The organism is Spirulina sp. CCY15215, assembly GCF_016888125.1.
Classification (GTDB): Bacteria; Cyanobacteriota; Cyanobacteriia; order Cyanobacteriales; family Spirulinaceae; genus CCY15215.
On the sequence record NZ_JACSWA010000618.1, the window covers coordinates 1 to 21894 of the forward strand.

Genomic DNA, 21894 nt, shown 5'->3' on the forward strand with positions numbered 1-21894 from the left:
TCAGCATTTGAGGATACACAAAAGAACGCATCCTATACTTATTCTTAAAACGAGGAAAACCGAGTTTTTTTGATTTCATATCTGTAAATGCTTTGTCCAATCTTTTGAGCATCTGTTGCAAAACTTGAGCATTCACAGATTTTAACCACGGGTTGGTTTTCTTGGCTTCTGTTAATTGTTTGGCTTGGTTGTTGTAATTTGGGAACGGTTTATCCACCGGAATTATATATTCCTTGTCTAGAGAACAAGAATTAACAGAACACTTCCGAGAGTTAATCCAATCTTTTCGCTCTCTGAGGGCGTAATTCCAGACAGAACGACAGACTCTCAAGGTATTTTCAATCACCTCAATTTGCTTTTCGTTCGGGATTAATTTATACTCGTAAGTTAGTGTTAACATCTTGACCTCCTGAGACAAATTTTAGCAGTCTTTACGGAGAATGTCAATCTATGTGTACGGACGTTAAATTTAACGTCCCTACTTTGGTCGGTTTTATTTGTTGGCAAAAAGACGAGCGACCCCGGTGAATCGAATTCACCGAGGGAACGCGCTCGTCATCTCACCGTTAACCCTTTGGGTCTAACAGGAGTCCTCTTTTTGCATTTTGTAGATAGGCAGGGAAACCCGCACAATCGTGTAATAATGGGGAACGCTTTCAATGCTTAAATTGCCATCATGTAATTGAGCAATACGTTTAGCAATAGTTAAACCCAAACCGGAACCTTGTTGTTCGTAGATTCTACGCTCAAACTGTAGGTAGGCACCGATTTTGTCGATTTGTTCTGCTGTCATACCCCGGCCTTTATCCTGTACCGATAATAAGAAGCGATCGTCGGTGACAGAACTAATAATAGTAACGGGAGTACCGGGAGCCGAAAATTTAAAGGCATTGTCGATCAGTTCTTCTAACAGTTTGGCTAGTAACTCCGAGGAAATTGTCACAAAGCCATCCTGTAAATCTAACTCCAAATCGGAAGATCGCCCCAGTTTGAATGCCTGTACCCGCGCTTGATCTGAAATTATTCCTTCTACTAGGTTAGTGGGGTAATCTTCTAGGATAGTCGAGCGATCGCGATCGCTGGCAGCTAATTCTAATTCTGCATAGAGCAAGAAATTCTGAATCGTTCGATACAAACGCTGTCCAGAAGTATAAATCTGTTCCAGCATCTCGCGAATATCTGCTTGCTTCAATTTTTCCAAATCGCAGAGTAAAAGATCAGAAAATCCCAGAATACTATTGAGAGGCGTTCGTAATTCGTGAGGCAAAGCACTACGAATATTCTCTCGCAATTCATCTAATTCTTTTCGAGCTAAACGAGTAAAAACTTCTTGTTTTTTTAATCGTGTTTTAATCGCTTGCAATAGTTCATCTGTAGTAAAAGGTTTGAGGAGATAATCGTCAGCCCCGAGTTCCATTCCCTTGCGATTGCTCTCTTTATCTGAAAGTCCCGTCATAAAAATAAAGGGAATAGTTGCTGTTTTAGGATTCTCCCGCAAACGATCTAACACCTCATAGCCATTAACTGTTGGCATAATCACATCACAAAGAATAAGATCCGGTTGTTTTTGAATTGCCAGTTTAATGCCCGCTTCCCCATTTTCAGCATTGATAATTTTATATTGTTCTAACCGGAGAATTGCCACGATCTGGGTGCGGATTGCTTTTTGATCGTCAATTACTAAAATCGTCGTCATGTTTTTCTCCAAATAGACACAAAAATTTACAATTAACCAAGCTATCTTGGAAATTTACGTTTACTTTGTGTCTATTAATTAATTCGATATTTCAGTAAGTCCTTCCTTTTAGAGTTCGGAAAATACTGCACTTTTGAGCAATCTTATCTGCAAAACTACCTATATTTTAATGATCTTCTCAGATCAAAAACAAGAGTATATATACGCAATTCACACAAAAGGCAATTTGTTCTATAAGAATCTCAACATCTCAACAATGGCTAGAGAGAGGCGATCGCAATTAAGATAAATACTTGCTAATCTCTCAATATAGGCGATGATTGCTACGATGAGACTGACCAACTGAATCCGATTCGCGCTACCCTGTAAAATTAACTGGGGCTTTCCCAAACAACCATACAAACTGTTTCTAGATTTTGTAAAGAATGCCATATTTTTATTTTGATTCCGAAGAAAACGATCGCAAATCCTTTGAATTACCTGGAGCAAAGCCTCACTATAATCCCGATCGCCCTGGACAAGTTGAACATATTTTCCTTGATTTAGCGGTTGACATCTCTCAAAAATGTGTTATCGGTATTTGTACGATAACTTTGAAACCTGTTCATGCTGGAATTTGTTCTCTAACCCTTGATGCGATCGATCTGAAAATTGAATCTGTCAAAATTGGGGAAATCTTTCAACCCTTCGATTATGATGGCCAAGAACTCCAGATTGAGTTAGTAGAACCGACAAAGGAAGAAGCAATACAAATTGCGATCGCCTATCGTTTGCAAGACCCTCAACGAGGACTATATTTTATCGTTCCAGAAGCGCGATCGCCGCAAGTTTGGACTCAAGGGGAAGATGAAGATTCCCGCTATTGGTTTCCTTGTTTTGACTATCCTGGACAACTAGCCTCATCGGAAATTCGTGTTCGGGTTCCTCAACCTTTTCTAGCTATTTCTAATGGTGATCTTATTGCTACAGAAAAGGAAGGAAAAGAAACAATTTATCACTGGTATCAAAAACAAATTCATCCCTCTTATTTAATTACTCTTGCTGTGGGAGATTTTGCTGAAATTAAAGCAGAATGGAACAGTATTCCCATAACTTATTACGTTGAAAAAGGACGAGAAGAAGATGGTAAGCGCAGCATGGGAAAAACGCCGCGCATGATGGAATTTCTCTCGCAGAAATATGGTTATACTTATCCTTTTTCTAAATATGCACAAGTTTGCGTAGCTGATTTCATTTTTGGGGGAATGGAAAACACTTCAACTACGCTGTTAACCGATCGCTGTCTATTAGATGAACGTGCTGCTTTAGATAATGATCGCACAGAAAGTTTAGTTGTTCACGAATTAGCGCATCAATGGTTTGGCGATCTTGTAGTGATTAAACATTGGTCTCATGCGTGGATCAAAGAGGGTGCAGCCTCTTATTCTGAAGTACAATGGGTGGAACATGAATATGGTCAAGATGAAGGCGCTTATTACCTTTTAAAAGAAGCAAGAAGTTATTTAAGCGAAGATAAATCCCGCTATCGTCGTCCCATTGTGACGAATATTTATCGAGAAGCAATTGAATTATACGATCGCCATCTTTATGAAAAGGGAGCTTGCGTTTACCACATGATTCGTGGTATTTTGGGGGATGAATTGTTCGATCGCGCCATACAAACTTTTCTCCGCGATCGCGCTCATCAAAGTGTCGAAACTATTGATTTACTTCGAGCTATTGAAAAGTCAACGGGACGCAATTTAGCCTTTTTATTTGATTCCTATGTTTTTCGCGGTGGTCATCCTGCATTTAAAGTCAGTTATGGATGGGATCGGGAGAATAACTTAGCTAAAGTTACCGTCAAACAAACACAAACTAAAAATGATTCAACGGGTAGCGATCGCCAGTTATTCGATCTCAAAATTCCCATTGCTTTTGGTTATGTTGATTCCCAAGAAAAGGTTTCCCAACAGCAAATGACTGTACAAGTCAATTTGCTCGAACAAGCATTTTATTTCCCGTTACCGAAAAAACCTCAATTCTTTAGTTTTGATGTCGGTAATTATTTTCTGAAAACGGTTTCCCTAGAATATCCTGTAGCAGAACTTAAGGCACAATTACAGTACGATCCCGATCCAGTTTCGCGAATTTATGCGGCGATAGCTTTAGCCAAAAAAGGTAATTTAGATACGGTTAAAGCCTTAGAAAAAGCCTTAAAATCCGATGTTTTTTGGGGCGTTCGCGTAGAGGTAGCCAAACAACTTGCAAAAGTTAAATTAACACAGGCTGAAGACGCTTTGCGATCGGGTTTAAGCGATAGCGATGCTCGAGTTCGACGGACGGTTATTGAGTCTTTAAGTCAGTTTAAAACCGAAGAAAGTTACCGAGAAATTCACCAAATTGCAGCGAATGGCGATGCGAGTTATTACACGGAAGCTACTGCATTGCAAAAGTTGGGAAGCATGGTTTCTGGAGTATTAAAGGAGAAAAAAGAGTCAGTTTTAGATTTATTACAACAGGTTCTCAAAACGCGATCAGGTTGGAATGAGGTGGTGCGATCGGGGGCGATCGCTGGGTTAAGTCAAATGAAAACAGCCCCAGAAGCGGCGGAAATCATTGCGGAGTACACCAAAGCGGGAACTCCTCAAGCCCTTCGTTTGGCGGCGATACGCGCCCTCGGTGCCGTATCTGTGGGACAAACTCCCGATCGCCTCGAGGCGATCGGGGAACAGTTGGAGGCACTTGCAGGAGAGTCTTTCTTTCTCACGCAAGTTGCTGTTACTAATGCTTTAGGACAAATGCAGACATCGGCGGCGATCGGCATTCTGACTTCTCTGGCCGACCAAACTTTAGATGGCCGAGTCCGTCGTATGGCGGAGGAAGCGGTTAAAAAAGTACAGAAAAACTTAGGATCGGATAAGGCGGTGAAACAATTGCGGGATGAGTTTGAAACCTTAAAAAAAGAAAATCAGGAACTTAAATCTCGCTTGGCTAAATTAGAAGCAAAAGAGTGAACACTTTTGGGTGGGTATTGCCTACCCTCTTTTTTATAATCCCAATAGCAAATCCATTTGATTTATAAAAGATTAAGGTTTTTTCTGTTCTCGCAACCACAACTCTAAACTCACCAACAGCCATAATTTGACCCCATAGCGTCGCCAAATATCGCCGCGATAGTTCAACCACTCGCGCATCAATTTCTGGTTCAAATAAGGGGCGATCGCAGCATGGCGATCTAACAGTAATTTCTTGGCCGATCGCTGCCAATATTGATAAAACCAACGCTGTACCGGCACCATCATGCCACTTTTAGGACGTTGTACGATCGCAGGAGGTAATAAATCTTTTACTGCTTCTTTTAAAATTGCTTTTTCCACGGCTCCGGCTAACTTATACTCAGGAGGGATACTCAAAGAAAATTCAATAATGCGGCGATCGAATAGCGGCGATCGCCCTTCTAATAAAGCCGATCGCGTCAAATTATTGACCTTGGTTAAAATATGATCTGCACCTTTAAATCTAATATTTAAGGTCATTAAACGATTAAGATAAGCGGCATCAGAAGCAAGATAGGTAGTAAAAACAGAAGGTTTATTAACAACAGCTTGGAAAATATCGGGTTTGAGAAGTTGCGGTAAATGTTCGGCACATTTTTGATACGAATTCAAATAAGCAGAAAGCAAATCCGTTTGAGTTGAATTATATAAACGATTGAGCAACATTGGCTGATTCTTTGGACCGCCAAAACAGGGATCTCCTCCTTCTCCATTGAGAATAACGCGAACATCTTCTCTTGCTAATTGTCCTAATAAATAATTGGGAACTGTTAAAGGATCGCCGATGGGATCGTCAAGATTTGCCATTGCGATCGGCAATTTTTCCCACATTTGCTGGGGAGTAATTTCAAGAATACGATGTTCAGTTTGACAATGGTTAGCAACTAAACTGGAAAATTCCAGTTCATTTTGACAATCTGCACCAAAATGAATAGAATAAGTAAAGACTTGGCGATCGCAATATTGAGCCGCTAATGCTGCGATACAACTCGAATCTAAACCCCCAGAAAGATAAACCCCAACAGATTCATTGACAGGTAAATATTCTGGGACGATCTGATTGAGTAGCGATCGCAATTCTCTAGCACGATCTTCCCTTGATGCAGATGAAATATTCTCTTTTAAATCAAAGTAGGATTTTCTCTCACTTTCCGGTAAAAGAAGTATTGTTCCAGGACTTAACTCCCGCACATCCTGCCAAAGTGTCTGCTCTCCAGGCACAAAAGCCGTACAAAGATAGTCCCGCAAAGCGACTAAATTCAAGGTTTGAGAATGCCAAGGCTGCAAAGTTGCCAAACGCGGTGCAATATAATAGGTTGAATTTTGTTGGGTGTAGTAGAGAGTTCGTCCCCCTGAAGCATCTCGCACCAACCAGAGGCGATCGCGCTCTTTCTCCCAAATTATAAAACTAAAAATTCCTTCCAATTTTGTGAGGCAATTTTCTCCCTCTTTTTCCCATAAATATGCCAAGATTTCGCTATCAGATTTGTTTTTTGTGATAGCTATTTCTGGTAAGAGAGAAGCGCGATCGCTAAACCAAATATCCCCAACCACTAAAAATCGACCTTGAGGACTCCAAACCGGTTGTAAGGAAGAGGAACCCAGAAGCGCAAAACGATCGCGATCGATCCTACCCCAAACCGCACACCAAGAGGGATGTAGCATTACCATTGCCATTGACGTTTTAATAACTGCTCTGCTTCCTCACTTGCCACAGGGGGAGAAAAGTAAAATCCCTGACTGTATTCACATTTAATCTCTTCTAAAACAGACAACTGTTCTTGAGTTTCCGTTCCTTCCGCAATTGTATCCATCTTTAAACTATGTGCCAAGGCAATAATCGTGCGAACAATTGCTAAACTATCCTCATCTGCCAACATCCGACCAACAAACGAGCGATCGATTTTAAGAGTATCAATAGGCAATTGATGCAAACGTTCCAAACAAGAATATCCCGTACCAAAATCATCCACCGAGAGCCTAATTTTCAAATTTTTAATTTGTTCCAGAAGTCCAGAAGTTGCTTCATAATGCTCCATCATAACTCGTTCTGTCACCTCCAAACGCAGACTTTCTTTAAGTAAACGATTCCCCTTTGTGACTTGTCGCAAGCGTTCCATAATACCAAATTGGGATAATAATGCTCCCGAAGCATTGACGCTCATAGTGAGGGGAAAATCCGAAATTTTCTGCCATTTTCCTAACTGTTTGCAAGCCTCACCTAAAACCCACCAATCGATAAACCCGATCAATCCCGTTTCTTCTGCAACCGGAATAAAGTCTCCTGGGGACATCCATCCTGCCGATGGGTGCAACCAACGTACCACCGCTTCAAATCCCGTGATGCACCCCGTGGTCATTGCTACAATAGGTTGATAAAAAACGCTAAATTCTTCCCGTTTGAGAGCTAAACGCAAATCCGTCTCTAACTGGAAGCGACCGACCGCTTGTTCGTACATTTTAGGCTCAAAAATCGCATAAGAAACCTTGCCAGCCTTACCTTTATACTTAGCATGATTCATCGCCGTATCTGCTGCCTGTAGTAAAGTTTCTGGCTTCTGTTCCGCTAAAAGAGGGGAATCTACGATCGCAATACCAATACTTACCGGAGAAAATAACTCCTGTCCGTCTACCTCCAAAGGTTGTGAGAGTTGTTCTTGAATATATTGGGCGATCGCGGCAGCATCTAGAGGAGTATGAATGTTCATCAGGATAGTTGCGATCGCCTTATCTCCCACCCGCGCTACCGGTTCGACCAAATTTAAACAAGTTTCCAAACGGTCTTTAGTTGCCAACATTAACCGATCCGCCAAACGATGACCGAGACTGTACTTCACCGTACTAAAGCGTTCCAACTGCAAAAATAATACCGTAAAAAAGCCCGTATTTCCGGCGCGAGTTTGTAGGAGTTGCTGACTGAGGCGATCGAGAAACCAAGTCTTGTTGGGAAGTTTAGTGCGGGTATCATAAAACGCATACTGCTGGAGTTGTTCCTCCATTTGCTTGCGCTGAGTGATATTCTGGGTCACGCTCATCCCGCTTTCTATTTCTCCCTTTTGATTGAAAACCGGAAGGGCATAAGTTAAATAAATGCGATCGCCCAAAGGCAGTTCCGTTGTGACGGGCATTCCCGTTAAAGCCTCGCGATATAGGGGTTCTAGAATATTATAAGTCTCTTCCGACACCACTTCCTGTAGCGTTTTTCCCTCAATTTCTCGAGCATTGCGTCCCAATCGACCCACTTCCATCCCTTCTGCCAAAGTATAGCGCAAGTCCTTATCGTAGAGAACAACCGCGCCATTGGGAAAATTACTGGCCAAAGTTCGATATTGTTCTTCCTTGTACTTGATCGCTTCTAAAGTGCGCTGACGTTCGGTGACATTTTGCAACAGTGCCAGCCTAACAGGTTTCTCAGCAAAAAGAAAAGGAAATACATCAATTTCTACCTCCATAATCGAACCATCTTTACAATAGTGCTGCCAAATTCCGGGAACATTTTCACTTAAAGTAAAAGGGGCGATCGCGATATCTTCAGGAGAGCGAATATCTTGGAGAGTCATCTTCAAAAACTCCTGCCGAGAATAGCCGTAAGCCTCAATAGCCGCATTATTTACATCCAAAAATGCCATTGTGTCCGTATCGTAAACCCACATAGGTTGAGGATTTTTTTCAAAAAGGGTTTGATAGCGTTGCACTAAATCTTCCAAGGGGGCAAGTTTTTTTTCAGCTTCTCTCGTATAAAGCTGTAAGACTCTATATAACAAAATACTGGTAATGAGAACATAGAAAATCCCCGTAGCGAATTGCCAGACCTCAATTTGCTCGGGAGTTTTAGCTAAAGCCAAGAGAATATTGTCAGACAGGAAAACCCAGAGACTGCTAAAGATGACATAAAAGCCGACAATGTTGCGCGTCAGTTTGGCATTCCTGACAGATTCGTTTTTCATAACTTATTTTTGAGGCGCAATTAATACCTCGTTCACCCTTAATAAATCGTTGAGCCGCGCAATGGGGAAAATTTCCCTTCTGGCTAACTCGACTATTATATATCGGCGATCGTAGCCTGATACCAAATCTGAGTTCCCTAAGCTATCTTAGTAGGGTAGGCTGACCTTGCCAGCCCACCCTCACTTTTACTCGAACTCACCGCTATGAAAAAAATTCTGCTATTTTGCCTTTTTATCATCGGCATTAGTGTTGCTTTATGGAACTTCAAAGGTCTAGCCAATCAAGGAGAATATAGCTCCATTGTCCTAGACTTTCAAGATAATGTCTCAAAAACGGAAATTCTTCAAGAATTGGATGCGATCGCCAGCACCTATAACGTAAAACCCCATTTAAACAGCGAATTTTCCCAGGGCGTTTACATTCTCGAAGGCGACAAACAAACCCTCAAAGCCCTGAAAAAATCCAAACTAATCAGATCTGCGACGGAATACATCGAACCCAACTACATTTATCACACCCTCGAACGTCCCAACGACCCCGATTACAACAAACAGTGGAACTTTCAAAACATTAACATTGAACAGGCCTGGGCGGAAACAAAAGGAGATGGAGTCGTCGTTGCGGTGATCGATACGGGAGTGAGTAAAGTCCCGGATCTGAAAGAAACCAAATTCGTCAAAGGCTACGATTTTGTCAACGATAAAGTTGATGCTGGGGATGATGTTGGCCACGGCACCCACGTCGCGGGAACCATCGCCCAATCCACTAATAATGGTTATGGGGTCGCCGGTATTGCCTACGAAGCCAAAATTATGCCCATTAAAGTCCTCGCTGCTAGTGGAGGGGGTACGGTGTCCGATATCGCCGAGGGCATTCGTTTTGCCGCCGATAATGGCGCGGATATCATCAATATGAGCCTAGGGGGAGGCGGTGAAAGTAAACTACTCGAGGATGCCATCCATTATGCCTACGATAAAGGCGTTGTCATCATTGCCGCCGCCGGAAACGAAAATCGCAATTCTTCCTCCTATCCTGCCCGTTATCCCCGCGTCCTGAGCGTTTCTGCTCTCGATCCTGCGGGACTTAAGGCACCTTATTCCAATTATGGGGCAGGGGTTGACATTTCCGCGCCAGGGGGCAGCGAACAAGGTAAAATTCTGCAAAATACCATTGACCCCAGTACCGGAGAAGCGGTTTTTCTTGGCTTTCAAGGCACTAGCATGGCATCCCCTCACGTTGCTGGGGTTGCAGCCTTGTTAAAAGCGGAGGGCATCGATAGCCCCGCAGAAATTTACGAGATTCTCAAACAGTCCGCCCGTCCTGTGGAAGAAGATGACTTAAATCACTTTGGTGCGGGACAATTGGATGCCGGTGCCGCCGTCAAACTGGCGATCAAAGGACAGATTACCTTTAAGGACTTCTTCCGATGGTTGCGAGATAATGGCTATTTGAATTTGCGCTTCTGGTTTGATGGGGGCGCGATCGCCTTGCTGCCAAAATTAGGGATGGTGATTGGTTCTTATCTCCTTGCTTGGCTGTTACGCAACTATTTCCCCTTTAGTTGGACTGGGTGGTTGAGTAGTGGTTTAATCGCCGGAAGTTCGGGAATCTTTTTCCTACGAGGATTCTACATCTTTGACTTACCTCAAGCGCCTTTCCGTGTTTTAGGTAGTTCTATTCCCGAATTAGGAACAGCAATTCAAGGGGGTTCGACCTTAAATCCTCTCTTTGCCAGTATTTTAATTCCGGCGGGTTTAATTGTCCTATTCCTCGGTCATCCTCACTGGAAATGGTTCTCCATTGGTACAACTCTAGGTGTTGCATCCTGTTTGGCGGTGAGTGCGTTTCTCTCTCCTGTGGTTTGGGGAATTGGAGGGGGAATTTCCGCCTCAATTTTCCTTCTTTTTAATGCTGTTCTCTGTTTTGTCTTAGGACGATTTGTTATTAAAGGAGAAGTTCAAGGTATTTAATTAAATTGATTGAAAAATATCTGAGAGTAGAGGAGATAAACGTTCATTTCCTCTCTTTTTTCTTTTTGTAAGACTTTCAAAAATGCAGTTGGGAATCTGGCGATCGCTCTGAAATTTTTAAGGTTTTAGAGATCGGCATTCGCTTGAGCGGCAATAACAGCATTAATATAGCTAAAAATGTTATCCAGTTCGGCGATCGCTTCGAGTTCTACAATCTCTTCTGAATCTAAAGTATTGGCTTTTTTCTTATCGAGAAGTTCTTGCATTCGCTGCCCGAGTTCTTCTGTAAATTTAAACAAAGTGAGATTATTAATTCGTTGAGTTTGAATGCCTTTAGGAAGCAAGCTAGAAGGTTTAATCAGAGTTACCGTCATAGTTTGAAAAATATTAATGTACTCTAAATTATAGCAAGATACAACAAAAAGTTCTTTTGTGCAGTTTTGGTCGTCGCGATCGCGCCCTCATAATTAGAGTATTTCTATCGGTCGTTAAATCGCTCTAATAATTCTTCGCGAGTGCATTGCAGGACGAGGGAAACAGCTTCTTGGGAAGGTAGTTTTAACAGGCGATCGATTGTTGCAGCAAGTTCTTCATCTACGAAACCAAAGCGCACGGTCAGCATACTTTCTAACATCATTCGTTGTCCTTGTTGCACGGCTTCTTCTCGCCATTGAAGATAAGCGGGTGATAGTGCCATCATTAACTCCTGTTGTTCTGTTGTTGGATGTGCTTGCATTTGCAAATTGACTCGCCAAATAGCAACTTGTTCTAGGGCATGAATTCGCAGGGGGTTTTCCCTTTCGAGTGCGATTAATTCTAGGATAGCGCGTTCTTGAAGTTTACCTTTGCCCAAAATTCTCAACCAGAGAGTTTCTGGGGTTTCAGAGAGGCGATTAATCGCAATGAGAGCCGTTTTTTGTGCTTCTGGGAGAACATAGACTCCTTGTTCCCATTTGTCCTTACGAGTGAAACCAAAGCTATTGAGAAGGCGATCGCTTGCGGAGGGAGTGAGAATCCACAGTTGCGGCAGTTCTGTTTCGGTGAGGGTTTGGTTTTTGCGTTTGGCTTTGCGTTGGAGTTGGCTGTGGAGGGAGTACAGTTTCAGCATACAGTTACGAATGTCTGTTTTGCTGGGTGAGTTTCGGAAGGGTTCGAGAGAACAAGGAGTTTCGACCATTTGCCCGAGGAGTCCCAAGTTTGGAGGTGAGGGTGAGGGTGTGGGTAAGGGAGAAAAATATACATCCACTTGACGCACTTCTGGGGAGACTTCTTGTCCGATCTTGACTTTGCCAAGGGGTGCGAGGAGTCCTTCGAGATACTGTTTGGCAAATTGGTCGTGGGGTTTTTGGGTCATTGCTTAACTTCATAATTTTGAATAGGCGATCACATTCCCTTTTATTTAGTTCTAAAATTTACGAAAAGCATTGCGATCGCTTAACGAACATCCTCCTAATTTTAAGGAATAAGCGATCGCATGGCATTATTTAAGTATTGGCTACAGAGTCGATTGACTAAGTAAGCCAACCCTTTTATTTTGCTTTTTCTTTAACTGGAGTTGCAAAAGGCGATCGCTTGCAAGAGAAAATCATCTCATTTTGCTCTATGTGGTAACTTAGAATAATTACAAATCTTATTTTTAGAAGGCGAAGAATGAGCTTAAAGGATTTAACTATACAAGATGAGTACCGAAGCGATCGCTCTAATCTCATCCAAGATTTTTATATTCCCTCTTTAGAAAATTCTAACTTATATCAACGTGCTGTTGGTTTTTTCTCCAGCACATCAATAGCAGTTGCAGCACAAGGAATAACTGCTCTAATCCGTACTGGTGGGAAAATGCAGCTAATTGCTTCTCCCCGTTTATCTCAAGAAGATGTGAATGCGATCGCAACTGGACTCAAACAACGAGAAGAAATTATTGTCAAAGTAATACAACAAGAATTAATAGGAGAATTTAACGAGATTGTTCGAGATCGTCTTTCGTGTTTAGCATGGTTGATTGCTCATGAAATCCTAGAAATTAAATTAGCTATTGCTAAAGAAATTAGAAAATATGGGATTTACCATGAAAAGCTAGGGATTTTTAAAGATGATTGTAATGTGATTGCTTTTACGGGTTCAGTCAATGAAAGTTCTACTGGATTAATCAATAATTTTGAATGTATTGATGTGTTTTGTTCTTGGCATTTGGGCGTTCAAGAAAGAGCTTTACGAAAAGCTGAGAATTTTCAGAAACTATGGGAAAATCAGACTGAAAACTTAGATATTGTGAGCTTTCCAGAAGCAAGTAAGCGCTCGTTATTGCAACTTTGCCCGAAGCATCCTCCAACAGAATATGGGATGACTCCTCAAAAAAATTCTTATTCAGTTTCAGAACAAAAAGGCTCTTATCATGTTGATAAATCTGAACGCAAGATTCAACAAGAAACCTTAGAAATACCAGAAGAAATTGTTTTAAGGCAACATCAAATCCAAGCAATTAAAGAATGGTTTTCTCATTCAGGCAAAGGAATTTTAGAAATGGCAACAGGAAGTGGAAAAACAATTACTGCTTTAGCGATCGCTACAAAACTTTACGAACATATTGGCTCTCCTTTAATTATTGTAATTGTCTGTCCCTATCTTCATCTTGTCAATCAGTGGATAGTACAAGCAAAACGTTTTGGTCTGGATCCTCTTCCTTGTAATATCTCACGCGATCGCTGGGAACGAGCATTATCAGTACGACTATACAATGCAAAAACAAAACGACGAGCCTTAGTCAGTATCATTACCTCTAACACAACTTTTGCTTCTGAGGCATTTCAACATCAACTGCAGAAAATTTCTCCTCGTTTTCTTTTGATTGCTGATGAAGTTCACAATTTAGGATCGGAGCAATTGCAAAAGAGTTTACCGAAAAATGCGTCCTATCGTCTTGGTCTTTCCGCAACTCCAGAACGATGGTTTGATGAGACAGGAACAAATGCTCTACTTCATTATTTTAGTTCGACATTGGTTCACTACACGCTGCGAGATGCACTGGGAGATAAAGTTTTATGTCCTTACCGTTATTATCCCCAACTCATTGAACTGACGGAGGATGAGTTTCAGCGCTACTACGAACTCACGAAGAAAATTGCTCGGGTTTTAGGAACACAAAGAAACATTCCAGATTCAGAAGAGATAAGTATAGAAGCACTATTGATCCAGCGATCGCGCTTAATTGCAACCGCACGACAAAAAATTGAAATTCTCCGCTCTCTATTGAGTTCTCGCACAGAAAGTATGTATAATTTAATTTACTGTGGAGATGGCACGCTGGAAACAGATACAGCAGTCGAGCGTCAAATCGATGCAGTTACTCGGTTACTCGGTCACGATCTCAATATGAAAGTTGCTCAATATACCTCTGATACTCCTTTAAATCGTCGAGACGAACTTCGCGATCAATTTGCACGAGGAGAAATCCAAGCGTTAGTTGCGATTCGTTGTCTTGATGAAGGTGTGGATATTCCAGAAACTCAACGAGCTTTTATTTTAGCGAGTAGTTCTAATCCTCGTCAGTTTATCCAACGTCGAGGCCGTCTACTCAGATTGTCTCCCGGCAAAACGATGGCAGAAATTTTTGATTTTATTGTGAAACCCCCCGATGAGTTCACTAATTCTCGTTCTCCTTATTACGGTCTCACTCGTCGTTTATTTGGCAAAGAGTTGCTACGAGTCTTAGAGTTCGCTGAATTGGCAGAGAATAGGATAGATGCTCTCTATACTTTATTAGACTTACGCGATCGTCTTAACCTACTCGATTTAGGAGTAGAGTAGTAACATGAAAAAAATCAATGAAAAAGAATCAATGCAGGAGCAAATTCAAGAAATTTTAGAGGCTTTGACGGAGGAAGAATACGTTTTTCTAAAAAAAGTAATTGAAGCAGAACGAAAACTTTTATATAGGAGTAAACCTCTGGGAATTAATGATAATATTAGAAAGGCCATAGAGGAAATAGTTAAATGATTTTTAAACGATTAATTATCCAAAACTTTCGTCAGTTTCAAGGAGAGCAAGAAATTGTTTTCTCAACTGAAAATAATAAAAATGTAACCGTTATACATGGATTTAATGGTTCGGGAAAAACTACACTTCTCAATACCTTTACTTGGTTATTTTATGCTACATTTTCTCCAGATTTTGAAAATCAGGAATTATTAGAAACAGAAGCTACTTTTGCCCAACTCAATATCAATAAAGAACTTGTAACTTCAGCAAAGTTATACTTTGAAGATCGAGATAAAACTTATATGGCTGAACGAAAACAGATAGTTACAAAAACTTTAGATGGGAAACGAAAAGTTTTACAATCTCCAACTCTTACAGTACATTTTCATAAGCTCAACGGAGAATGGGAAGAGTCAAGAAATCCACAAGATTTATTAGAACAACTTCTTCCTAAACCCTTATCTCCCTTTTTCTTTTTTAATGGAGAACGTATTGAAAAACTAGCTAGTTCGGATGCTTACAAGGATATCGAAGCTGGAGTAAAAATTTTATTAGATATTGAAGTTTACGATCGCGCCATCAAACATCTGAATGGGGAAATTATTAGAACCTTGCGTCGGGAAATAGGGAAAAGGTCGGGAAAGAAAGGAGAGCAAGTTGAGAATGAAATAGAACAACTTGAAGAACAGCAGGACAACATTAACAAAAAAATTCAACAATCGAAAGCCAGATTGCAAAAGATTGAGGAAGAGAAAAAACGGATTGATGAAATTCTGTTAGAAAATCCAGAATTAAGACTATTACAAGAACAGCGTCAAAATCAAGAAAAAGCTAGAGAAAATAAAAAGAAAGAATCCGTAGAGACAGAACAACAGCTTGCTCAGGAAGTGTCCCAACATGGATATTTAATTCTTGTTTCTAATGTGTTACAAAAAGCAGAAGAGATTTTAGACACTGCATATCAAAAAGGAGAATTACCTATTGATATGAAAAGACCTTTTGTAAGAGATTTATTGGAAAAGCAGCAATGTATTTGTGGACGAGAACTTGCTCCGGGAACTGAATCGTATTCTTGTGTTGAAAAGTGGCACGATCGCGTTGGTGTTGGTTCAGAAGAATTAGAAAAAGCAGTAATCAGAGCTAAAGGTAGTTTACCTTCATTAAGAGAACGACGAACACGAGCCTTAGAAAAAATCGGAATCTTGCAAGAAAAACGAGGAGAAATCGAAGAAGAAATTATTAAAATAGGAGACGATCTGAGTGAAATATCTAAAAAAATTGGAGGTCGCGAACTTAGCGAAGATTATGATTACGGGAAGCTAGAAAAACAACGAAAAAAGGCTGAGGAGGCTATTAGTGAGTTAAATTTAGAGATCGGACGTGATTCTCAAAAATCAAAAAGTATAGGTGGTGACATTCAACAAAAAGAGAGAGAACTCAACACAATAGCAAAAAGCGATCTGCAAGGACAGTTAGCACAGTGTCGTTTAGATACAGTAAATAATGTTAGGGAAGCAATTGAAAAGATAAGATATCTTAGACAAAAAGAACTTGTAGAAGATATTTCAGAAAGACTTAATAGAATTTGGAATAAAATTTCAATTAAAGATTATAAAGCTCAATTTACAGATGAATATCGATTGAACCTTGTAAAGAAAATTGGAACGCTTGAACAGCAAGTTAGTGGGACCTCAACAGGTGAAAAGCAAATTCTAAGTTTAGTTTTTATTGGGAGCTTAGTTGATAAAGCACGTTCGATCTATCGCGAAAAGAATAAAAGTCAAAAAAACATAAATCAAAAACATTTATTTCGGGGAGGTTTATATCCATTAGTTATTGATTCTGCTTTTGGACAACTTGAACTAGATTATCGTCGAGATGTCGCACATTTGCTCCCAACTCTTGCACCTCAAATTATCATTTTTGTTTCAGAATCCCAATGGAGAGGGGAAGCCGAAAAGAGCCTAATATCCAATGTGGGTTCACAATGGATATTAGAATGCTCAACACCTAAAGAGCGAGGAAAAAAAATTACTCTCAATGGAAAAGAATATTCTTACATTGTTGAGTCAAAAGATGAATTTGAATGTACACAGTTAGTAGAGGTAGAAGTGTAATGGAACATGGGGTTTATCGTTCTCAAAAACAAGAACATTTATACGAGTTATTAACCGATAAGGCAAAGGGTCTTTTTAAAACAAAACAGGCTGTAATGATGTTTGCGGCTGCTACTGGATGGTATATTAAGGAACGAAAAGAACGAGATAAAGGTGGTGAACTAATTCGTTGGGATCCATTTATAAATCAGAACGATGATGTTTTTATTTACCTCTTAGCTTTAGCCGAATCCGAAACTATAGAAATTTTGGATAAGGAAGGAATGGAAGAGGGCGATTCTCCAGTCACAATTTTTGAAGAATATGCAACAGCAGGACTAGAATATCTTAAAACACGATGTATAAATGCACAGGGGACTCTTTTAGACAATTTCCTCGACTTTATCGAAGAAATGAACCAAAACTCAGCAGATGTTGCACCTAGTTTAGATAGCTTTTTTATGGAATAAACCGAATGAAACTCAAACAACGTTTACAGAGACAACGAGATGCGATCGCACAGTTTAAAAATCGAGCATATAGGAATAAACTTATATTGCCGTATTTCAATCGCCGATATTGATGGACGTAAAAGAAATTATTGGAGAACGAGGAGAATCGATTTTCCGAGTTCTCATCACACGCAAGCATCCAACTCGCGGTTATTTGTGCGAGTCTCCTCGATTTTTGGGAGAAAAGAAGCGAACAATCGATTTTTTGATAGAACTCTTTTATGAAGAATCTTTAATTCCTTTCTTCTTTGTACAAGTTAAAGCAACTGCTAGAGGATATACCCAAAGAGAGGATCGTCTAAACATCCAAGTTACTTCCACGACAATGCAACGTCTTGCAGCTTATCCCGCCCCAACTTATATTGTTGGTATTGATGAACCAGGAGAACGTGGTTATATTTTGTCAGCCAATGGCGAATATACGACAGGATTTTCAAGTTTGTGTACGAATTATCCTCTCAATCCGGATGTTTTAGCATTATTATGGGATGAGGTAGTCGCCTACTGGACTTCTCCGAACGATTTAACCTTACGATCGCGCTTCTGCGATCCGAAATGGAGATAAGAATGTTACAACAAGATTTACAATACTTTATAGAAAATCGCGCCGAACATCTCGCGATTGTTCATCTAACTCGCAGACAAGATTTAAGCATTCAAAGAATGGACGATCGCGATCGCGGACTCGATCTATTAGTCACGATCCAAAATAAAGGTGTCTCGACGGGTAAAATGTTTGGTATTAACGTGAAAGCAAAAGATGCAGCGATTAAAGATATTACCGATCGCTCCCAATTTCCCATTCAAAAAGGAATTCATTACTATCAAGATTTGCCTTTTCCTGCTTGCGTCTTTTTCTTCACGATGGAAGACGATCGCGGTTACTATCAATGGCTAAAATATCCTCTTTTAGCTAACCAAACAAGCGAAACCGAGGAACGCGATCGCTGGTATCCTCTCGATGATAATGCCCTGGAGCAAATTGTTAAAGCGATCGCAGCTTGGTATAATGCCAAACAATATTCTTTAGCTTAGTAAAATAAAGGCGATCGCTTGCAAGAGAAAATCATCTCATTATCCAAATCGTTCTTTATTAAAAACCTCAAGCAAAAAACCGTTTGACCAAACAATTAAATTCAGGTAACAAAGGACTGGTCAGAATATCCTCTGAAAATAGCGTCGCCGCTAATTTTAAAATGCCATTCTCTCGTCGATAGATTTGAACCGATTCTTTTTGACGATCGCAAATCCAATATTCTCGAACCCCTCGAGTCGAATAAAGTTTTAATTTCACCTCATAGTCTCGCTGGCGATCGGCGGTCGTTTTCGATAAAACTTCCACAGCTAAGTCTGGTGCATCGATAAGATGTCCCGCAGCATCTAAAATATCTGACAAGCGTTCTTGACTGACCCAAACCACATCGGGGATAACGCTATCAGCCTCCGAAAAAATTACCCCAGGGGCGATCGCCGTGCTTCCTAAACCTGTTTTTTCACACCAAAGATTTAATTGAGTCGCGATATTCACAGAAATTCTTTGATGTTGCCAATGGGGTGCCCTCGTCACGAATAGTTCTCCTGCAATAATTTCATAGCGCTTATCGTTGTCTGGAAAGTGTTCCAGATCGGCGATCGTCCAGCAAATTTTTTCGGAGGCTGAGGTTATCATCGCTTGATTTGATAGCTGCATTTTTAATTTTAGAGTGTATCGATCGCCTTTCACAGAATAGCATGACCGCTTTCCCTCGTTTCCTTGGTTCTGCATTGAGAATAAATCTCTCTTATTACCCGATATCGAATCAGAACCTACTCTTGTTCCTTTTCACTATCTTGAGATTCAATGCGATCGCTATCTTCATCTTCTCTGGTCTGTTGAATTGCATCAAGAATTTGCTTTAAATCTTTATCACTCGGACGTTTAGGAAACTCTTCATGAGTATATATCCAAACTAATTCTATTTCACATTTCTCGCGATCGACAAGATACATTAATCTTCCTTGTCCAGATGCACCCTCTAAATTAGGCATTTTAAAAGAATATTTCTGGAATTCTAATTCTCTGCTTAACTTGGAGCTTTTGGGTATATTCTCAGACTCAGATCCAAAAATAAAAGGATCATCTCGCAAAGATTTAACAATTTGAGAGACAAATTTTGTAAAAACTTCTTGAGATTTTTTACCTTTATAATGACGTTTTTTCAAAACTCCAACAGACCGTTGGAACTTCTGAGATAATATTATTTTATAGGTTTGATAGCCATTTTTCAAACTCATCTTGTGTCATTACTAGACTATTTTGCGAATCTTCTAAAACCTCTTGTAAGGCTTGAGAAACTTGTAGTTCGTATTCGGGGTGCGATCTCTCTACTTTATCCAATACACTGTTTATAAAACGCTGCACGGCATTACGATAGGCAACAAAAGATTCCTCACCACTCTTGATTAACATCCAAGCAAATGACACTCTTCTCCAGAAATTTAAAACTATGTTTTTCCCTTTTTTCGATGACTCGATCGCATCATAAACAATAGCAATAAGAACCTCGCGATCGCAATCGGATAGTTGATTCCATTGTTGTTCAACTAAAACAGTCAACCGATCTAAGACAGTTGTAAATTTTTGGAGTTGAGAAGAATTAACAGGATAAGGTTGTTGAATTTTAGAAACTTTCTGAAATGTAAATTCTCCTAAATAACTATCCAAAACAGCAGTATTCATCTGTATTACCTTTTGGTTATATTGCTAGGGAAGTTTAGCCTTATGATGCTAAAATATTCGTTCTGGCCAAAAAGTAATTAATTACCTTTTGGCCAGTTTATTGTAATCGTTTTTAACAATTTTGTCAATCACTTTTCAAAAAGAAGGAAAAATAGGGAAAAAAGAACACAAAGCCATTGAGATGACCAAGGTGGAGAGAAAGAAAAATGCCACAAAAATGAGGGGAAAGAGTGACTTTATAGCTCTTTGTTGCTGGCGATCGCACTTTTATTATACAAGTGAAAATCAAGTGAGACTAGACCTCGATCGCCGTCTTTTCTTGAGATTTCAACCAATCTTGATAAGCCATCTCATCTCCGGCAAATGAATCAACAGTAACTCGGCGATCGGGCATCGGTTTGAGGTCTGCATTAATGGGAGCATATTGACAATAACAAATTACTACCATATCGAACTCGCCGAAAGGGATTTCTGGAGTATAAGTCTCAACTCGTACTACCTCCCAATCTCCTTGACGATAATGAGTGTTTGCGGCAGGATATTGAGAATCGGAAAGTTGTTCGACTCTAACAAATTCTGGAGGACGATAACCTGGCTCGGGAATATCACTATCGGAAGAATCAAAATGTTCTGCTAAAATTTTAGTTAGGGACTGAGTATGCTGTAATTTGCGATTTTCCCAACCCGGTTGACGCTTCTGCGCTCGAAAAACAACCCATTTACGCATTTTAATTTTTCCTCCTTTCTTGCTCTTTGTACCAATCTGGAAACTCGGTTTCACCCTCAAAAACACAATCAACTTTTAGACTATCACCTGCGATCGCAATCCATCAAATATCTTCTCTCAACAAAACCCTAAAACCCGCTTGCTGAAAATGCTCATCTGTTGTCAACGCTTCAGTAATACCTCGATCTTGCATAACGACAAACGACATACAATCAATTAATCCCCATGTTTTATCGGCGCGATCGCAGTACAATGTAAAAGCTCTTCGATAAAGAGTTTCGGAAAGAGGCACAATCTCAACTAACGGATCTAATTCGAGTGATCGCAACAAACTAATTGCAACATGACGATAGCGCAATTTTGACAAAGCATTGCCAATTTCCAATAAAATCGGACGAGTTGTAATCAAGCGTGTTTTCTGTCGTGTGAGAAGATCGGCTAAACGAATAGCACGTTCGTGAAACGTATCGCTTTTAATCGTCAAAGCGATCGCGTAAGCCGTATCCAAAAATACTTCAGCTTGCATCTTCTACAGGATCGCCATACAAATACTTATCGAGATTTTCAGACCAATCTGTCGGACCCTCTAACTCAAACGATCGCGCAACTTCCAAAAAAGAAACGGGTTCGCGATCGCCATTTTCAACCGTTTTAATCGTAATCTCAACCGAAGTATTGGGTTCGAGGGAAACTGCATGGGTGGGACGAAAGACCTCCCCATCAAATACGGCTGTAATTGTTTCGACCATTGTTTTAGCTTGAATCTTGCTTGTATTATAACCGCGATCGCATTTCTCCCATTCCCCAGAATGCGATCGCACCTCTCCAATCAATACAAATACTTATCGAGATTTTCCGATGAATGCGATCGCTATAAACGATTTTGCCACGCTTGAGGATCGCGTTTAACATGAAAACAAGCGACGATCGCTATATTTTCATCTTCTACGCAATAGAATAAACTGTAAGGAAATTTACGAATTAATTTTCGCCTAACTTGTCTTCCTTTTTGAAAAACTACTGCATAAGCAAAAGGCTGTCTTTGAATCGCAGAAAGACTTGCATCAACAACCCGAATAAACTCAGAGCCGAAACCAGTATTTTGTTCTTCATCAGAAAAATTGGGTAGAAACCCCGTCCTTATAGGACGGCTTTATATTAGTTTCGCTACCGCCTTGGAGTTGTTTAATTAGGGTGCCTTTGTATTGCACT

Annotated in this window: 22 protein-coding genes; 8 read left to right on the forward strand and 14 right to left on the reverse strand. The window is 40.3% G+C overall.

The window, feature by feature from the left end:
• From JUI58_RS25590 to JUI58_RS25600, 3 genes are all read right to left on the reverse strand, one after another.
• Positions 1–400, reverse strand: a 400-nt coding sequence (locus JUI58_RS25590) for a helix-turn-helix domain-containing protein (protein WP_204106692.1), incomplete at its 3' end; no start/stop codon positions are given.
• Positions 401–580: 180 nt separating this feature from the next.
• Positions 581–1696: a hybrid sensor histidine kinase/response regulator gene (locus tag JUI58_RS25595; RefSeq protein ID WP_204106693.1), complete on the reverse strand. Its 1116-nt coding sequence runs from the start codon at positions 1694–1696 to the stop codon at positions 581–583.
• Between the two features lie 231 nt (positions 1697–1927).
• Positions 1928–2128, reverse strand: coding sequence for a hypothetical protein (locus JUI58_RS25600; RefSeq protein WP_204106694.1), 201 nt, complete (start codon positions 2126–2128; stop codon positions 1928–1930).
• Between JUI58_RS25600 and JUI58_RS25605 the strand changes: the two genes are divergently transcribed.
• Positions 2122–4692: a M1 family metallopeptidase gene (locus tag JUI58_RS25605; protein ID WP_204106695.1), complete on the forward strand. Its 2571-nt coding sequence runs from the start codon at positions 2122–2124 to the stop codon at positions 4690–4692. The genes JUI58_RS25600 and JUI58_RS25605 overlap by 7 nt on opposite strands.
• Positions 4693–4764: 72 nt before the next feature.
• Here JUI58_RS25605 and JUI58_RS25610 read toward each other — a convergent pair whose 3' ends face one another.
• Entirely contained in the window at positions 4765–6399 is a 1635-nt protein-coding gene (locus JUI58_RS25610) for an asparagine synthase-related protein (RefSeq protein WP_204106696.1), read from the reverse strand.
• Positions 6399–8681: an EAL domain-containing protein gene (locus JUI58_RS25615; RefSeq protein WP_204106697.1), complete on the reverse strand. Its 2283-nt coding sequence runs from the start codon at positions 8679–8681 to the stop codon at positions 6399–6401. Before JUI58_RS25615 ends, JUI58_RS25610 begins: the two co-directional genes overlap by 1 nt.
• A 204-nt stretch (positions 8682–8885) precedes the next feature.
• On the opposite strand from JUI58_RS25615, the gene JUI58_RS25620 reads away from it, so the two are divergent.
• On the forward strand, positions 8886–10652 hold the full coding sequence (locus JUI58_RS25620) for a S8 family peptidase (RefSeq protein WP_204106698.1): 1767 nt from the start codon (positions 8886–8888) through the stop codon (positions 10650–10652).
• Positions 10653–10777: 125 nt separating this feature from the next.
• On the opposite strand, the gene JUI58_RS25625 is transcribed toward JUI58_RS25620, so the two are convergent.
• Both JUI58_RS25625 and JUI58_RS25630 read right to left on the reverse strand, forming a co-directional pair.
• The gene (locus JUI58_RS25625) at positions 10778–11026 is read right to left on the reverse strand and encodes a hypothetical protein (protein ID WP_204106699.1); all 249 of its coding nucleotides are present in this window, start codon (positions 11024–11026) and stop codon (positions 10778–10780) included.
• A gap of 104 nt (positions 11027–11130) precedes the next feature.
• On the reverse strand, positions 11131–12006 hold the full coding sequence (locus tag JUI58_RS25630; protein WP_204106700.1) for a hypothetical protein: 876 nt from the start codon (positions 12004–12006) through the stop codon (positions 11131–11133).
• Between the two features lie 296 nt (positions 12007–12302).
• Between JUI58_RS25630 and JUI58_RS25635 the strand changes: the two genes are divergently transcribed.
• From JUI58_RS25635 to JUI58_RS25660, 6 genes are all read left to right on the forward strand, one after another.
• Positions 12303–14456, forward strand: coding sequence for a DEAD/DEAH box helicase family protein (locus JUI58_RS25635; protein ID WP_204106701.1), 2154 nt, complete (start codon positions 12303–12305; stop codon positions 14454–14456).
• Between the two features lie 4 nt (positions 14457–14460).
• Positions 14461–14646 carry a hypothetical protein gene (locus JUI58_RS25640; protein WP_204106702.1) on the forward strand — a complete coding sequence of 62 codons (186 nt, stop codon included), beginning with the start codon at positions 14461–14463 and terminating at the stop codon, positions 14644–14646.
• Positions 14643–16745, forward strand: a complete 2103-nt coding sequence (locus tag JUI58_RS25645) for an AAA family ATPase (protein ID WP_204106703.1) — start codon at positions 14643–14645, stop codon at positions 16743–16745. Before JUI58_RS25640 ends, JUI58_RS25645 begins: the two co-directional genes overlap by 4 nt.
• Positions 16745–17194: a DNA phosphorothioation-associated protein 4 gene (locus JUI58_RS25650; protein WP_204106704.1), complete on the forward strand. Its 450-nt coding sequence runs from the start codon at positions 16745–16747 to the stop codon at positions 17192–17194. Before JUI58_RS25645 ends, JUI58_RS25650 begins: the two co-directional genes overlap by 1 nt.
• Before the next feature lie 112 nt (positions 17195–17306).
• On the forward strand, positions 17307–17801 hold the full coding sequence (locus tag JUI58_RS25655; RefSeq protein ID WP_204106705.1) for a DUF4365 domain-containing protein: 495 nt from the start codon (positions 17307–17309) through the stop codon (positions 17799–17801).
• 2 nt (positions 17802–17803) lie between these two features.
• Positions 17804–18271, forward strand: coding sequence for a DUF4365 domain-containing protein (locus tag JUI58_RS25660; RefSeq protein WP_204106706.1), 468 nt, complete (start codon positions 17804–17806; stop codon positions 18269–18271).
• Between the two features lie 67 nt (positions 18272–18338).
• Here JUI58_RS25660 and JUI58_RS25665 read toward each other — a convergent pair whose 3' ends face one another.
• The 7 genes from JUI58_RS25665 to JUI58_RS25695 form a co-directional block, all read right to left on the reverse strand.
• Entirely contained in the window at positions 18339–18926 is a 588-nt protein-coding gene (locus JUI58_RS25665; protein WP_239121720.1) for a Uma2 family endonuclease, read from the reverse strand.
• Positions 18927–19042: 116 nt separating this feature from the next.
• Positions 19043–19510, reverse strand: coding sequence for a hypothetical protein (locus JUI58_RS25670; protein WP_204106707.1), 468 nt, complete (start codon positions 19508–19510; stop codon positions 19043–19045).
• Positions 19479–19955 carry a hypothetical protein gene (locus JUI58_RS25675; protein WP_204106708.1) on the reverse strand — a complete coding sequence of 159 codons (477 nt, stop codon included), beginning with the start codon at positions 19953–19955 and terminating at the stop codon, positions 19479–19481. The genes JUI58_RS25670 and JUI58_RS25675 overlap by 32 nt, the downstream gene beginning before the upstream one ends.
• A 295-nt stretch (positions 19956–20250) precedes the next feature.
• Positions 20251–20682, reverse strand: coding sequence for a hypothetical protein (locus JUI58_RS25680; protein WP_204106709.1), 432 nt, complete (start codon positions 20680–20682; stop codon positions 20251–20253).
• Positions 20683–20785: 103 nt separating this feature from the next.
• Positions 20786–21208, reverse strand: coding sequence for a type II toxin-antitoxin system VapC family toxin (locus tag JUI58_RS25685; RefSeq protein ID WP_204106710.1), 423 nt, complete (start codon positions 21206–21208; stop codon positions 20786–20788).
• A complete protein-coding gene (locus JUI58_RS25690) occupies positions 21198–21503 on the reverse strand; it encodes an antitoxin AF2212-like protein (protein WP_204106711.1) in 306 nt (101 codons plus the stop codon). Before JUI58_RS25690 ends, JUI58_RS25685 begins: the two co-directional genes overlap by 11 nt.
• Complete coding sequence (locus tag JUI58_RS25695; RefSeq protein WP_204106712.1) at positions 21457–21594, reverse strand: hypothetical protein; 138 nt, start codon at positions 21592–21594, stop codon at positions 21457–21459. The genes JUI58_RS25690 and JUI58_RS25695 overlap by 47 nt, the downstream gene beginning before the upstream one ends.
• Between the last annotated feature and the right edge of the window lie 300 nt (positions 21595–21894).

What these genes read in the sequence shown, in the direction of transcription:
- JUI58_RS25635 (WP_204106701.1), top strand. Translation starts at nt 12,303, where the DNA reads ATGAGCTTAAAGGATTTAACTATACAAGATGAGTACCGAAGCGATCGC.
- JUI58_RS25615 (WP_204106697.1), bottom strand. Translation starts at nt 8,681, where the DNA reads ATGAAAAACGAATCTGTCAGGAATGCCAAACTGACGCGCAACATTGTC.
- JUI58_RS25595 (WP_204106693.1), bottom strand. Translation starts at nt 1,696, where the DNA reads ATGACGACGATTTTAGTAATTGACGATCAAAAAGCAATCCGCACCCAG.
- JUI58_RS25630 (WP_204106700.1), bottom strand. Translation starts at nt 12,006, where the DNA reads ATGACCCAAAAACCCCACGACCAATTTGCCAAACAGTATCTCGAAGGA.
- JUI58_RS25695 (WP_204106712.1), bottom strand. Translation starts at nt 21,594, where the DNA reads ATGTTAAACGCGATCCTCAAGCGTGGCAAAATCGTTTATAGCGATCGC.
- JUI58_RS25600 (WP_204106694.1), bottom strand. Translation starts at nt 2,128, where the DNA reads ATGGCATTCTTTACAAAATCTAGAAACAGTTTGTATGGTTGTTTGGGA.
- JUI58_RS25650 (WP_204106704.1), top strand. Translation starts at nt 16,745, where the DNA reads ATGGAACATGGGGTTTATCGTTCTCAAAAACAAGAACATTTATACGAG.
- JUI58_RS25610 (WP_204106696.1), bottom strand. Translation starts at nt 6,399, where the DNA reads ATGCTACATCCCTCTTGGTGTGCGGTTTGGGGTAGGATCGATCGCGAT.
- JUI58_RS25660 (WP_204106706.1), top strand. Translation starts at nt 17,804, where the DNA reads ATGTTACAACAAGATTTACAATACTTTATAGAAAATCGCGCCGAACAT.
- JUI58_RS25665 (WP_239121720.1), bottom strand. Translation starts at nt 18,926, where the DNA reads ATGCAGCTATCAAATCAAGCGATGATAACCTCAGCCTCCGAAAAAATT.
- JUI58_RS25670 (WP_204106707.1), bottom strand. Translation starts at nt 19,510, where the DNA reads ATGAGTTTGAAAAATGGCTATCAAACCTATAAAATAATATTATCTCAG.
- JUI58_RS25620 (WP_204106698.1), top strand. Translation starts at nt 8,886, where the DNA reads ATGAAAAAAATTCTGCTATTTTGCCTTTTTATCATCGGCATTAGTGTT.
- JUI58_RS25625 (WP_204106699.1), bottom strand. Translation starts at nt 11,026, where the DNA reads ATGACGGTAACTCTGATTAAACCTTCTAGCTTGCTTCCTAAAGGCATT.
- JUI58_RS25680 (WP_204106709.1), bottom strand. Translation starts at nt 20,682, where the DNA reads ATGCGTAAATGGGTTGTTTTTCGAGCGCAGAAGCGTCAACCGGGTTGG.
- JUI58_RS25675 (WP_204106708.1), bottom strand. Translation starts at nt 19,955, where the DNA reads ATGAATACTGCTGTTTTGGATAGTTATTTAGGAGAATTTACATTTCAG.
- JUI58_RS25685 (WP_204106710.1), bottom strand. Translation starts at nt 21,208, where the DNA reads ATGCAAGCTGAAGTATTTTTGGATACGGCTTACGCGATCGCTTTGACG.
- JUI58_RS25655 (WP_204106705.1), top strand. Translation starts at nt 17,307, where the DNA reads ATGGACGTAAAAGAAATTATTGGAGAACGAGGAGAATCGATTTTCCGA.
- JUI58_RS25645 (WP_204106703.1), top strand. Translation starts at nt 14,643, where the DNA reads ATGATTTTTAAACGATTAATTATCCAAAACTTTCGTCAGTTTCAAGGA.
- JUI58_RS25640 (WP_204106702.1), top strand. Translation starts at nt 14,461, where the DNA reads ATGAAAAAAATCAATGAAAAAGAATCAATGCAGGAGCAAATTCAAGAA.
- JUI58_RS25605 (WP_204106695.1), top strand. Translation starts at nt 2,122, where the DNA reads ATGCCATATTTTTATTTTGATTCCGAAGAAAACGATCGCAAATCCTTT.